At 47.6% G+C, this 14,706-nt stretch carries 10 protein-coding genes and 1 pseudogene; 9 read left to right on the forward strand and 2 right to left on the reverse strand.

What is annotated here, in order from left to right; translation table 11 throughout:
- Nucleotides 1-14: 14 nt before the first annotated feature.
- Nucleotides 15-137, reverse strand: coding sequence for a hypothetical protein (locus G344_RS12230; protein ID WP_275114249.1), 123 nt, complete (start codon nucleotides 135-137; stop codon nucleotides 15-17).
- A 792-nt stretch (nucleotides 138-929) separates the two neighbouring features.
- Here G344_RS12230 and G344_RS11495 point away from each other — a divergent pair.
- The 8 genes from G344_RS11495 (at nucleotide 930) to G344_RS0106725 (ending at nucleotide 12,056) form a co-directional block, all read left to right on the forward strand.
- The gene (locus G344_RS11495; protein ID WP_028255523.1) at nucleotides 930-2,030 is read left to right on the forward strand and encodes a hypothetical protein; all 1,101 of its coding nucleotides are present in this window, start codon (nucleotides 930-932) and stop codon (nucleotides 2,028-2,030) included.
- A gap of 76 nt (nucleotides 2,031-2,106) precedes the next feature.
- On the forward strand, nucleotides 2,107-3,030 hold the full coding sequence (locus tag G344_RS0106695) for an ATP-binding protein (protein ID WP_028255524.1): 924 nt from the start codon (nucleotides 2,107-2,109) through the stop codon (nucleotides 3,028-3,030).
- Nucleotides 3,031-3,562: 532 nt separating this feature from the next.
- On the forward strand, nucleotides 3,563-7,234 hold the full coding sequence (locus tag G344_RS0106700) for a nitrate reductase subunit alpha (protein WP_028255525.1): 3,672 nt from the start codon (nucleotides 3,563-3,565) through the stop codon (nucleotides 7,232-7,234).
- Nucleotides 7,224-8,648 (forward strand): nitrate reductase subunit beta, encoded by a 1,425-nt coding sequence (gene narH, locus G344_RS0106705; protein WP_028255526.1) that lies wholly within the window; start codon nucleotides 7,224-7,226, stop codon nucleotides 8,646-8,648. Before G344_RS0106700 ends, narH begins: the two co-directional genes overlap by 11 nt.
- A complete protein-coding gene (gene narJ, locus G344_RS0106710; protein WP_051245835.1) occupies nucleotides 8,641-9,180 on the forward strand; it encodes a nitrate reductase molybdenum cofactor assembly chaperone in 540 nt (179 codons plus the stop codon). The genes narH and narJ overlap by 8 nt, the downstream gene beginning before the upstream one ends.
- Nucleotides 9,177-9,839 carry a respiratory nitrate reductase subunit gamma gene (gene narI / locus G344_RS0106715; protein ID WP_028255528.1) on the forward strand — a complete coding sequence of 221 codons (663 nt, stop codon included), beginning with the start codon at nucleotides 9,177-9,179 and terminating at the stop codon, nucleotides 9,837-9,839. The genes narJ and narI overlap by 4 nt, the downstream gene beginning before the upstream one ends.
- A 796-nt stretch (nucleotides 9,840-10,635) precedes the next feature.
- On the forward strand, nucleotides 10,636-11,478 hold the full coding sequence (locus G344_RS0106720) for a fumarate hydratase (protein ID WP_028255529.1): 843 nt from the start codon (nucleotides 10,636-10,638) through the stop codon (nucleotides 11,476-11,478).
- 20 nt (nucleotides 11,479-11,498) lie between these two features.
- Nucleotides 11,499-12,056: a Fe-S-containing hydro-lyase gene (locus G344_RS0106725; protein WP_028255530.1), complete on the forward strand. Its 558-nt coding sequence runs from the start codon at nucleotides 11,499-11,501 to the stop codon at nucleotides 12,054-12,056.
- Nucleotides 12,057-12,093: 37 nt separating this feature from the next.
- On the opposite strand, the gene G344_RS12290 is transcribed toward G344_RS0106725, so the two are convergent.
- On the reverse strand, nucleotides 12,094-12,279 hold the full coding sequence (locus G344_RS12290) for a hypothetical protein (protein ID WP_420864501.1): 186 nt from the start codon (nucleotides 12,277-12,279) through the stop codon (nucleotides 12,094-12,096).
- Between the two features lie 292 nt (nucleotides 12,280-12,571).
- Between G344_RS12290 and G344_RS0106730 the strand changes: the two are divergent.
- Nucleotides 12,572-14,706, forward strand: a pseudogene (locus tag G344_RS0106730) (hypothetical protein); the annotation flags it as partial.

Here is a 14,706-nt window from a genome sequence, read left to right on the forward strand (position 1 = left end):
TTGTAGTTGGCAATTTATATTTCGCCGTGTTCATTCAATACACTTCCTTTGTTATTATTGTATCTTGCATCTGCATTTGTGTCTATTGTATTAGATGCAATACCATTAACCTTCTTGGTAAATTGTTTGGTAATCATAAAATCCCTCCTTACTATTAAAAGTACGAGGAGGAAGTGTTGTTGTCCTATTTAACTTTTGAACTGTTCATTATTCTACTCTCAGTGCTAGTGAGTACTCTCAGTGTTAGTTTTTAGAAGCGATGTCCATATATCTCAGAGGTCAGGTCTAGTGAATGACACTCTTGCGATATATGATCATCGCTTTTCTTTATGGGAAGAAGGAAAAGAAGGGAGACTTGACTGCCGATGTATGAATCTCTCTTTTCTCATCCCTCAGAGGAAAAGCCCCTATAATAGCGATGAAGAATGCCTTTCGCAAGACTAGGCTTCAAAGCGCTATTATAGGGGCTTTATTTATTCGCAAGACCGGGCTTCAAAGAGCTATCGTAGGATATTTTTTATTTTTTGTTTACAAATTCATTTTTAAAACGATTTATATAATGAGGGGAATTTTAATGTAAGAGGAATATTAATTTTGTATTACAAAATCATATAACTCGTTGGCCCTTGCAACTTCTACCCTCATGAGAGTTTTGAACGAGTGAGTTACAGATGTATTGCGAAAAAAGTATAAGTAATTATGTTTAAAACTAGGCCATTTTTTGCCTGTAATAAGTGGAGGGGTAATTTTTATTTTGTAAAAATATACAGAAATTTTTACACGTTAGATTGCCGTCCCGTTGCAATTCCGTGACTACGGAATCTAAAAATTTAAAAAATTTTTTTAAAATGACGTTTACAAGTTTACATCTGCTGGATGGTAATAAGTGAGGAGGAGAGACCCTCGAGTATAAATGGGAGGTATTAGCTATGAATTATATTGAAGAGATTAACAAGTTCCAAGTTTGGATCAGCCTGCATCCGGACGTGTCTACATCGGCGCGGATACTGTGGTTTGCGCTGATGCATTATGACAATGTAAGCGGTTGGAAGGAAACGTTTTCGGTGGCTATGAGCAGTTTGATGGAGAAAACCGGCTTGGGCAAGCAGGCCATTGTGCGGGCGCGGCGCGTTTTACAGGAGAACGGACGCATCAACTATGTGGCGCGGAAAGGAAATCAAGCTACCATGTATCAAATACTTTCTTTCTCCGGCGAACCTATTGTCACTACGGGATTTTCTGAAGAAGCCAATGCATCACGGACACAGCTACCGCCATCAACCGAAATGGGCGTGATTGATCCGCAAGCGGTTAATCAGACATTGACTGATCAGACGTCAGTTAATCAGACATCGAATGACCGGAAGTCGGTTAATCAGATATCAGTTAATCAGCAAGCCGCTTGTAATGCCTCTGACGATAAAGTGGGTCATACATCGAATGCTGTAGCAGATGACATACCTAACGCTGTAGCCGGAGGTATATTTGATTATACATCTAGTGATGTAGCAAGTAATACACCCGGTGATGTATTCGGTAATATACCTTGTGACGTACCTAGTAATACACCTAGCGGTACGCACGCCGATACGCACACCGATACGCACACCGATACGCACGCCGATACCATTCTTAAACAAAATAAAACTAAACAAAACAATAGGAAAGAAAACCTATCAAAGAAAGGAGACCCTGTGGAACTAATTGATGAAGCCGGATGTACGCCGCCTTCGTTAGAAATGGTTCAGGCCTATTGTTTGGCACGGGGCAATACGGTGGACCCGAAACAATTTGTAGATTACTACCAACGTCGGGATTGGTTTGTAGGACAAACGAAGATGAAAAACTGGAAGGCTGTGGTGCGAAGCTGGGAACGACGCCAAATCGTTAAGAAGCAAACGGCATCACCTAACGAGCAGACATCGTCACTTAATGAGCAGATGCCACCGAAAAAGTATGTGTATATAGACGCCGGTGACGGCAGTTATGTGGATGCTGAAGGGCTGCCGATTATGTTTGAGTACCATTGATACTGCAACACGAAGGATTAGCAGCAGGCATTGGTAGTCGGTAGTTAGAACAGAAAAGAAAGTAGATGGCACACGTATGGCAGATAACAAACAAATGGAATGCATGGGGCGAGTAACGGATATCCTTCCCATGACAATGCAGGACGGAATGGCAAGCGCACCACAGGGTGGCGGATACATGGACGACATTATTGCGCAGTACCAACGACGCATTGACGAGGCGTTGGCAAGAGAACACATTACATTGACAGATACGGCAAAGCAAACGGAGGCATTGTTCTTTCCGCTGTTGGAATTTGCAGAAAGCAATGAGCATTGTACCTTTCACTGTCCGGGCATCGATGCCTGCGATCACATTCACAAAGGATACACGGCACGGATGGATGAAAATGGTCACATATCCTATGCCAAATGCAGGATGAACAGTGCATCGCATACAGGCCTGTCACCGGTAACGCTCAAGGACGCAGCGCAGATTCCGGCGCGCTATCAAGCGATGACCTTTGCCAGCTTGAAGACGGGAACCAACAACCAAAGTGCCGTCGTTTATGCACGGCAGTTAGTGAAAGAAGGAACCGCAGCGAAGGGCCTGTTCCTTACGGGACCGATGGGCATAGGAAAAACGCATTTGGCAGTAGCCACCTTGCAAGCTTGGGCAGACGAAGGGCATAGCGGTATATTTTGTAATGTGTCGCGACTCCTGGAAAAGCTGCGCGGCTGCATTGATACGGGCAAAGCAAGAGAACTGTATTTGCGACCGTTGGAAGAAGCGGACATGGTAGTGTTGGATAACCTGGGCGGCGAACGCGATACGGAGTGGACGAGGGAAGAATTGCTGCGGATCATTGAAAATCGCTACGAAGATCGTAAACTGATGGTGATTACCTCGAACCTTACCTTGGAACAATTTGTCTGGCGCAAGGACGTGCGATGGCAACGCATTTGCTACCTCATTGCCGACAGCTGTATGGCCTTTAAACTTACCGCCCCTTCCGCATAAACATTACAAAGAGGACGTTCCCTATACATGAATGATGACCTGACGTTTGACCGGCGGTAGGCTAGTAGAGAAGAGGGGGCCGATATATAGGTCGAGCAATGTCATTCGCAAGACTAATCTCTCCCCGCCGCCACAAAGAGGACGTTCCCTATACATGAGTAATGACATTGTAATCGTGAGGCGGCTGTATGTGAGAAAGGAAAGTAACGTATCGGCACGAGAAATGCTCTTCGCAAGACCGAGCTGCCTCCCCGCCGCCACAAAGAGGGCGTTCCCTATACATGAATGATGACCTAACGTTCGACCGGCGGTAGGCTAGTAGAGAAGAGGGGGCCGATATATAGGTCGAGCAATGTCATTCGCAAGACCTGACTTGCGAGACCTATATATCGGTCTACTCTGCATAGTGTCGCAGCCGCCGGACGAAAGGTCATGACAAAAATGTATAGCGAACGAATGCTTTGTGACTTACGTCACCGTGGCCCCTATTTCCATTTGGTATGCTAAAGATACCATAAGGAGGGACGTAGGGATGAAAAGTATCTTTCAGAAATATAAGTATATGACGCCGAAGGAAACCAGCGCGAACGGTCATGCGCAAACCTTCGAAGGCGGCCGTGAATGGGAAGACATGTACCGCGATCGTTGGTCCTACGACAAAGTGGTACGCTCCACGCACGGCGTGAATTGCACCGGCTCGTGCAGCTGGAATGTATTTGTTAAAAACGGGATTGTTACTTGGGAAAATCAGAATCACGACTATCCGGAAACCAGCCCGGACATGCCGGACTTTGAACCGCGCGGCTGTCCGCGAGGCGCTTCGTTTTCCTGGTATATGTACAGTCCGCTGCGCGTAAAATATCCGTATGTGCGCGGCGAGCTGGCCAACCTGTGGCGCGAAGCGCGCAAGACGGCACCGAATGCCTTGGCTGCGTGGAAATCCATCGTGGAAGATCCGGACAAAGCGAAGTCCTACAAAGAAGCGCGCGGCATGGGTGGCTTTGTGCGCTCCAACTGGGAAGAAGCGTCGGAAATCGTAGCCGCTTCCATGCTGTATACCGCACAAACCTACGGACCGGATCGCAACTTTGGCTTCTCTCCGATTCCGGCCATGTCCATGCTTAGCTATGCCGCAGGGGCACGCTTTATGAATCTCATGGGCGGTGCTTGCCTGAGCTTTTACGATTGGTATGCGGATTTGCCGCCGGCCAGCCCGCAGGTGTGGGGCGATCAAACGGACGTACCGGAAAGCAGCGACTGGTACAACTCCGGATACATTATCACGTGGGGATCTAACGTACCGCAAACCCGTACGCCGGATGCACACTTCTTAACCGAAGTGCGTTATAAAGGCACCAAGGTCGTATCCGTTTCACCGGACTATGCAGAATCCACGACGGCGGCCGACACATGGCTCAATGCCAGAGCCGGATCCGATGCGGCATTGGCTATGGCGATGGGACATGTCATTTTGAAAGAGTATTATATCGACAATCCAACGCCGATGTTCCTTGACTATGCTAAGCAGTACACGGACTTTCCGTTCCTCGTAACCATTGAAGAAAAAGACGGTCACTACGTGCCGGGGCAGATGCTCAGCGCCAATATGATGGGCAGCAAGGCAAAACATAGCGAGTTCCAGTATTTCGTGGTGGATGAACTGAGTCGCAAGATGGTTATTCCTAACGGCTGCATGGGTCATCGCTGGACGCGCAAAGAAAAATGGAATTTGAAGATGGAAAACAGCGAAACCGGCGAAGCCATTTCTCCGGTATTGACCTTAGACGGTCGAGGCGACGGCATCGTTACCGTAGCGCTGCCGCACTTCGGTCACCTAGACGGCATGAAGACCATAGAACGCGCCGTGCCGGTGAAGAAAATCGACACACCGGACGGCAGCTTGTATGTGACTACCGTCTATGATTTGATGATGGCAAACTACGGCATTGATCGTGGCTTTGGTGGCGTAGCGGCGAAGGACTTCACCGATGATACCCCGTACACGCCGGCATGGCAGGAAAAATACACCGGTGTCAATCCGGAGTTGGTCATCCATACGGCTCGCGAATTTGCGGATAACGCCATCGCTACCGGCGGGCGCTCCATGATTATTATGGGTGGCGGTATTAACCACTGGTTCCATGCGGATGTTATTTATCGCGCCGTATTGAATTTAGTACTCTTCTGCGCTTGCGAAGGCAAGAACGGCGGCGGTTGGGCGCACTATGTGGGACAGGAAAAATTACGTCCTGCCGAAGGCTGGGGTGCTATCATGTCCGCCAAGGACTGGCAGGCAGCACCGCGACTGCAGAACAGTACGTCCTTCTTCTACTTTGCCACCGACCAATGGCGCAGCGATGAAATGGATGCGTCCGATTTGACATCGCCTCTCGTAACACCGCGGTATCGTCATGCGGCGGATTATAATGTATTGGCAGCGCGACTCGGTTGGTTGCCGTCATACCCGACCTTTAACAAGGGCGGGGCTACGATTATGAAAGAAGCGGAAGCGGCCGGCAACAAAGACTTTGACAGTGTGAAAGCCTATGTGGCTCGTCAACTGAAGGAGAAGAAGCTGCACTTTGCCATCGAAGATCCGGATGCGAAGGAAAACATTCCGCGCAACCTCATCGTATGGCGTGCGAACCTGATCACCTCGTCCTCCAAGGGACACGAATATTTTATGAAATACCTGTTGGGTACGAAGAATGGTTTGTTAGAAGAAAATGATGCGCACCCGACGGAAGTAAAATGGCGCGACGATGTGCCCAGCGGCAAGCTAGATTTGTTGGTAGATCTCGATTTCCGCATGGCCGGGTCTGCCCTGTATTCGGATATTGTATTGCCTACGGCTACGTGGTATGAAAAGACGGACTTGTCCTCGACGGACATGCATCCCTTCGTGCATCCCTTCCAGCCGGCTGTCGATCCCGGTTGGGAATCCAAGACGGACTGGGATATTTTTCTCACCTTGGGCAAAGCCGTAGAAAAGGTAGCCAAGGAAGCAGAACTGCCGGTGTATCGCGATATTGTAGCGGTGCCGCTGCAGCATGACTCGGAAGGCGAAACCGCACAGCCTCACGGCAAGGTACGCGATTGGAGTCGCGGCGAATGCGAACCGATTCCGGGCAAAACCATGCCGAACCTGGTGTATATCGAACGAGATTACACGAAGATTTTTGAAAAGCAGCGCGCCTTGGGTCCGAACCTTGAAAACGGCACAGTAGGTGCTCACGGCATTACGGCTCACATCGGTGACCAATATGAAGAATTAAAACGGCGCAACGGTATTATCGGTGACGCGCAGGCACCGGGCTACGGTTGTCCGACCATTGAAAATTGTTACGATGCTTGTCAGGCTGTATTGACCTTGTCATCGGCGACAAACGGTAAGGTAGCCCTTAAGAGTTGGCAGACGGCAGAAAAAGTAACCGGTCTGACGGGACTTACGGAAGGCCTGGACGGTCGCGCCGGTGAACAGATTACCTTTGAAGATATCGTGGCACAGCCGCGGCAGGTTATCAGCACACCAATCTTCACTGGCAACGGCAAAGGCGGTCGACGCTATACGCCGTTTACGAATAATATTGAATTCCTCATGCCGTTCCGCACGATTACCGGTCGTCAATCCTTCTTCCTCGATCATGAAATCATGAACGAATGGGGCGAACAGATGGCAACCTTTAAACCGGTACTCGATTATGCGCCGATGAAGGAAGGCCTTCCCAATGACGGCACGCCGGAAATTACGCTGAAATACTTAACACCGCACAGCAAGTGGAGTATTCACAGCATGTACTTTGACACGCAGCAAATGCTGACCTTGTTCCGCGGCGGCCAGACGGTATGGCTCAACGAGGATGATGCGGCAGACATCGGCGTGAAGGACAACGACTGGATTGAAATGTATAACCGCAATGGTGTAGTGGCCTCCCGTGCCGTAGTGACACCGCGTATTCCGCGCGGTCAAGTCTACATGTATCATGCGCAGGATCGCCATATCAACGTGCCGGGCTCGAAATTATCGAACACCCGCGGCGGCACGCACAACACACCGACGCGTATCCATATGAAGCCGACGCATATGATTGGCGGCTACGGCCAGCTCAGTTACGGCTTCAACTACTACGGACCTACCGGTAACCAACGCGACGTACTGGTTGTGGTGCGTAAGATGAAGGAGGTAGATTGGCTTGAAGATTAAAGCGCAGATTTCGATGGTAATGAACCTGGACAAGTGTATCGGTTGTCATACCTGCTCGATTACCTGTAAAAATACATGGACGAACCGCGAAGGCGCTGAATATATGTATTTCAACAATGTAGAAACGAAACCGGGCATCGGCTATCCGCGAAACTGGGAAGACCAGAATCGTTGGAAGGGCGGCTGGGTATTGAAGAACGGCAAATTGGAGCTCGCTACGGGCTCCAAGGCAAGTCGCCTGTTAAAGCTCTTTTACCATCCCCAGCAACCGGAGCTGAAGGATTACTTCGAGCCATGGACCTATGATTATGAAACGCTTATTCATTCCAAACGCAAGAACAATCAGCCCGTAGCCCGTCCGCGTTCGCTTATTACCAAGGAACGGATGGAAGTGGAATGGGGTCCTAACTGGGAAGATGATTTGGCCGGCGGTGATACGGCGCGTGCCGATATCAACCTGAAGAACATCGGTCAGGAAGTGGCGCTCGACTTTCACGACATCTTTATGAAATACTTGCCGCGCCTGTGCAATCATTGTTTGAACCCTGCCTGTGTGGCCGCTTGTCCGTCCGGCGCTATGTATAAACGCGACGAAGACGGCGTGGTGCTCGTCAACCAAGACGTGTGTCGCGGCTGGCGTCATTGCGTACCGGCTTGTCCGTACAAAAAGGTGTACTACAACTGGAAAACCAATAAGGCAGAAAAATGTGTGTTCTGCTATCCGCGCCTTGAAAACGGCTTGCCCATGATTTGTGCCGATACCTGTGTAGGGCGCATGCGCTATGCCGGCGTGCTCCTTTACGATATGGATCGCGTGCAGGCCGCAGCGGCTACGCCGAATAAAGAAGACATTTACGAAAACGTGCTAGATATTTTATTGGATCCTCACGATCCGGCAGTGATTGCCGCTGCCCGTGAAGAAGGCATCAGTGAAAACTGGATTAAAGCCGCCCAGGAATCGCCGGTGTACAAGATGGTGAAGGAATGGAAAATCGCGTTGCCTCTTCACGCCGAATACCGCACGGTGCCGATGGTATGGTACGTGCCGCCGATGAGCCCGATTCTTCATCAGCGCGCTGCCGGTGTTAACTTCCCGGAATCCGAGGAAATGCGCATCCCCGTGGCTTACCTGTCGCAGCTGCTCGCCGCCGGTAACGAAGCAGTCATTCGCCGCGTATTGCAGACCCTCATCGACTTGCGACGGTTCATGCAAAAACAAACCCGCGGTGAAAGCACAGACGAATTTAAGGAACGCTATGACACGGATCAGCTGATGGCCATGTATCGCCTCTTAGGCGTTGCCAAATATCGGGAACGCTTCCGCATTCCGGCGGGCGCACCGCTAAGTCGCGAAGAAAAGAAGGAAGCTCAAGGCTGTGCAGGCTTTAACACCTGCGGAGGTTGCCATGCCTAATCGTGAAATGACAAGCGAACAATATGCGCTGCAGATCATCGGCTTTCTTCTCAGCTATCCCGATGCGGCGTGGCGCGATCAGCTTTCGGCCGTGGCAGACGGAATCAAAGACATTGACGATGCCCGTACCCGCCATGCTTGTGAAACCGTACTGCAGCACATCAACAGTTTGACCGTGCGCGACTATGAAGACGAATACGTGCGCGCCTTCGATTTCAGCGGCAACACCAACATGTACCTGGCCTCCTATGACTGCTCCAATGCAGGCGAGCAATCGGAAAAACTGCTGGCCTATAAAGGATTCTTTGAAGACAATGGCTTTACGCTTTCCAAAGAGCTGCCCGATTATGTACCGGCCTTGCTGGAATTGTGTGCCGCCGTATCGCCGGCGGTAGCAGCGGACATTCTTGCTTACGCGGAAGAGGCGCTTGGCTTGTTTAAAAAGCGTCTTGCCGACAGCGGTTATGTACAGGCACAACTCGTGGATTGTATTCTCAGCAGCAGACGGCGGCTGGAAGGGAGGACATTATGAGTGAATTTATCTGGGTGGGCTTGCCGTATATAGCCTTCACCTTTCTCGTTATCGGCAGCATCGTGCGCTATACCGTTTCGGAGCGCACATGGACTACGAAGTCCAGTGAATTTTTAGAAAAGAAACAATTGAAGATAGCAGGACCGCTCTTCCACGGCGCCCTTTTCTTCGTATTTTTAGGTCATGTAGGCGGCGTGCTGGTACCGCAAGAAGTGACGGAATTTTTTGGCGTCAGCGAGCACCAATATCATGCCATGGCTCTTTATATCGGTGGTCTGGCAGGCATCGCGTTAGTAGTCGGCTTCTTTTTGCTCATGCGTCGTCGCTTCTTCTCCCGTTATATGAAGGTCAATACATCTACTATGGATGTGTGGCTCTTCCTTTTCCTGGGCCTTACCATTTGCACCGGCTTTGCGGCGACTATGCTCAATGCCGACGGTGCCTTTAATTATCGCGAGTACATCGGACCTTGGTTCCGCAGTCTGCTCTATTGGCATCCGCAGCCGGCGTTGATGGAACACATTCCGGTTATTTTCAAAGTTCATATGCTATCGTGGATGATCGTTTGCATTATCTTCCCCTTCACCCGCTTGGTACACTGCCTGAGCATTCCCTTTAACTACCTGCGTCGCAGCCCTGTCGTGTATCGCAAGCGATAAGACAGTATGCTATATGATAAGGCTGTACGCTACACGATACATACGAAGGCTGTACGCTACACGCTCACGATACATACGCGATACATACGCGATACATACATGATGCGTACATGATGCATATGCGATATATATGTAATCTACGTTCTAAATGATGAAGGCCGTCGATGATGACGGACGAAAATGAATGAAGAAAGTGAAAAAAACCTATTACAAATAATTCTTATACGTTGGGAAAACGTCAAAAACAGAGCTTTCATGTAGTCAAAACCGACGTTTTCGGTCCTAAAAATCGTCAAAAAATAAGTTTATTTGAGAAGTAATATTAAAAAGCTGGTAGAAGGACAGGAGAGAGTCCCATAGATGATAGGAAGAGATACCTCGAACGGAGGTATCTCTTTTTCATTTATCCGTAGCATAAGAGAGAACGAAATTGTGAAAAACGAGTAGACTATTCAAAAATAATGTGTAACCCTTGTGGTTTTCGTCCGCAAGGAGTACCTTCTTTTCGGTGGGGATGGGGTAGACGGCGGAGCGGAGCACCTCGGCGGTATCGACAGTCTTGGATATGTACACCATAAATGTATAAATATAAAATAATAAAGTTAAATTGCCATAGTAAAGTATATCGAAAAAGGCTGAAATAGCCGAAAGTACGCCGTTTTAATAAATTAGAGAATGATTTTCAATATACGGGATAGGTTGAGTAAACTGCATAGCTATGATTTGAAAAGAGCTATGACGTGTGGTATTATTAAGCCATGAAATATATCTCGTGTTACATTGAGGAGGGATTATTTTGCGTACAATTGATGTAGCAAAAATTACGGAAACAGTTGCGCAGATGTGTAAAAACGCAGCTTACTACTTACCGGAAGACGTGTATACAGCTTTGAAACACGGTCGTGAAACAGAAAAATCTCCGGTAGGTTGCGTTGTATTGGATCAGATTATTACAAATGCTGAAATCGCCAAAGAAGAAGACCGTCCTATTTGCCAGGATACCGGTTACACCATCGTATTCCTCGAAGTAGGTCAGGACGTACACTTTGAAGGTGGATCCCTTGAAGAAGCCATTCAGGCCGGCGTTGCTAAAGGCTATGTTGAAGGCTACCTCAGAAAATCCGTTGTTGCTGAACCGTTGTTCAACCGTAAAAACACCCAGAACAATACTCCGGCTATTATTTACACCAAAATCGTTCCTGGCGACAAAGTTAAAATCGACATGGAACTTAAAGGTTTCGGTAGTGAAAACAAATCCGGCATTAAAATGCTCGTACCGGCTGACGGCGTAGAAGGCGTTAAGAACGCTGTTATGGAAATCGTTAAAAAAGCCGGCCCGAACCCGTGCCCTCCGATGGTTGTTGGCGTTGGTATCGGCGGTACTATGGACTATGCAGCATTCCTTTCCAAGAAAGCCTTGCTTCGTTCCACTCAGACTCGCAACGAACATCCTGAATATGCAAAATTAGAAGAAGAATTGTTGGGCATGATCAACAAGACCGGTATCGGACCTCAGCTCGGCGGTACTACTACTGCATTGGCAGTAAACATCGAATGGGCTGCAACTCACATTGCCGGCCTTCCTGTAGCTGTGACTATTTGCTGCCATGCAAGCCGTCACGCTGAAGAAATTCTTTAATATTAGGGAGGAAAGTTACAATGGCTGAAACAATTCGTCTTACTACACCGTTAACGGAAGAAGTTTCCAGAAAATTAAAAGTCGGTGACAGCGTATTAATCACCGGTAAAATCTATAGCGCTCGTGATGCTGCTCATAAAGTTATGACCGAAGCATTGGCACGCGGCGAAAAATTACCTATCGATTGGCATGACAAAATCGTGTACTATCTCGGACCTACTCCGGCAAAACCGGGCGATCCGATCGGTTCCGCAGGCCCGACTACTTCCGGCCGTATGGATGCGTACACTCCGACTATGCTCGCACAGGGCATCAAAGGCATGATCGGTAAAGGCTCCCGTTCCCAGGCAGTTGTTGACGCTATGAAAAAATATGGCGTAACTTACTTTGCTGCTGTTGGCGGCGCTGCTGCTTTGATTGCTAAATCCATTAAGAAATATGAAGTTATTGCTTACGAAGACCTCGGTCCGGAAGCTTTGGCAGAATTGACTGTTGAAGATTTCCCGTGCATCGTAGTTGGCGATACTGAAGGCAACAACTTCTACGAATTGGGTCAGAAACCGTACCGCGAAATCTAATCGAATCGTTCATTAGAAGATGGTGCGATCAGCTAACTTAATAGGGATTTAACCACGTTAGGTATAGAGTGGTCATATAGAAACGACCGCATCGCCTTGAGGGATAACTCAAGGCGATGCGGTCGTTTTTTAGATTCTGAACGACGTGTTCAGGATCTTTTTTTATTTTTGTTCTTATGAAATCAATCAGCTTTTGGCTGTAGGGAATCTGTTGGTTAGACAATTCACAGTGAGTACATTTGATAAATAACTTTGATTCGACAAAAGATATTCAGTTGTATAGACGTAGTTGTAAAAATTACTGACTAGTTAATACTTATGTAGATAATTGAAGAAAAATAAAATAAAAAATCGAAGTAAATACATTCAAAAACACAACTTACCTTTACACAACCGAAATAGGGGAGTATACTCATGGTAAACACACCTTAGTGAGTATAGTGAGTACAAATTGTTATATTTCAAGTTAAGGATTCAGAAAACGCAGAGTTATCAAGTGAGGAGGATGCGTCGTTATGAAACATACTATGAGTGAGAGTGTATATGCTTCGTCCAATCAGGGGGCATTCGTAAGAAACGGTCGGTTAGTCAAGGCCGTTACATTAGCATTGGTGCTAGGATTTTCCGGCGTGGTTGGCGGAATGGTTCAGGCAGCAGGTGTGACGGATACTACCGAAAAAGGTGGCGTCGCCGTTAATTTGAGTTCGGATGCGGCAAAGAGGGCGACAGCTGAAGCGGACTCTTCAATTGCTATTGGTGAAAATGCCGTGGTTAATAATTCTAAACGACCAGGAGAACCAGGTGGGAGCTCTATTTCGATTGGTAAAGATAGTATAAGTGGAACATATGGTGCGAATAATATTGCTATCGGAACGTCTGCAAAGTCGACTTTTAAGGGTGACGTTGCCATTGGACATAAAAGCTCTGCTGCAGGTGCTTATTCTACGGCTGTTGGTGATGATTCACATGCAAGCGCATTAGCTTCAATCGCACTAGGTCATGGAGCTAACGCAAGAAATAGTTATTCCATGGCTATAGGTATGGCAGCCGACGTAAATAGAGACAAGTCGATGGCTATTGGACCGTGGGCACGTGTAGAAGCGAGAAATAGTGTAGCCTTGGGATATTATTCTAGTGTACAAAAAGATGATATCAAAGATGGTACGGCTAAGTTCAGTAATGAGAAGGTTAAAGCGAGTAGCGGGGTTGTTTCTGTAGGAACTAAAGAATATACTGTTAAATCAACAATCACATTGGATGATGATGATAACGATGTGTCTACATCTTTAAGTATCCCTGAAGAGAAACGTAGGATTATTAACGTTGCTGGTGGTATTGATGATAATGATGCCGTCAATGTGGCACAGCTGACTGCGGTGGCTAATCAGATTAAAAGCGGGAATAAGTACATAAACATTAAGGACAGTGATTATTCTCTGGCTATTGGTGTAAGTAGTGCTGCTTCCAATCAATGGGCTACTGCCTTAGGAACAAGTTCTAAGGCGGGTGGATTTGGCAGTCTTGCTTTAGGTGTTGGATCAAAAACGACCGCGGGGGCAGAAAGAGCGGTAGCTATTGGTTTGAATTCATATGTCGGTGATTTGACAGAGGAATTTGAAAAATATAAGATTGTTGAAAATCCAACGGTATTAATCGATGATTCGGAAGAACTCGCTGGTGAATATGTCAGTATTGATGGCTCTCCTAAATCTGATGATAAACCATCTGTACCCAAAGAGGATATAAATACACCTCAACTTAATTCCATTGCCATTGGGCAGGGAACAAAAACATCAGGGTATCAGGCAACTGCGATTGGTCAGGGAGCACGGGCTTATGGTGCGCGTGCTATAGCTATGGGGCTTGCTTCAAGAGCCATTTTGGACGATACGATTGCTATCGGTTCTCAGGTGGCAGCCTCTGCAAAAGGTGCCATTGGTATGGGACGATTTGCCAATTCATTTGCTTATGATTCAATTGCAATCGGAGATAGGACCGCAGTGGGAGCAAAGGCGAACTTTGGAACGGCCATTGGTGCCTGGTCACGGGTCAATGGAAAAAACAGTGTTGCTTTAGGCAGTTTCTCAAGTACAGAAGGAATTGATTTTGAAACGGACGGTGTTGCAAAATATAGCGGCGAAAAAGTCAAGGCCCAGCACGGTGTGGTTTCTGTTGGGTCGCATGCTTATACAATTAAGTTCAGCGATAATGACATGAATATCCCCGACATCAAACGCCGTATTGTAAATGTAGCCGGTGGTATCAATCCTAATGATGCAGTCAATGTCAAACAGTTAACGGCTGTGGCTGAATCACCGGTATATATCTATAGCGGTGGAATTAAAGATTCTCAAACCGGTGATTATCAGGATAATTCTCAGGTTACACCAGGGGCTAGTCAAAAATATACCATTAACAACTTGCGCTTTAATTTTACCGATGGCTTAACAGCGACAAATGAAGTAGTTGGAACTGGTGAAAATGCTAATAATGTTATAAAAGTTGGCATTTCCGATGAATACATGAACAAGATTAATCAGGCCGTGGCTGATGCTAAAACGGCTCAAGAAAAAGCCGAAGATGCTCAAGGTAAAGCCGAAGCAGCTCAAGGCAAAGCCGAAGATGCTCAGGGTAAAGCCGAAGCAGCTCA

The sequence above is a fragment of the Veillonella magna DSM 19857 genome (assembly GCF_000428745.1).
In the GTDB taxonomy this organism is placed as follows: domain Bacteria; phylum Bacillota; class Negativicutes; order Veillonellales; family Veillonellaceae; genus Veillonella_A; species Veillonella_A magna.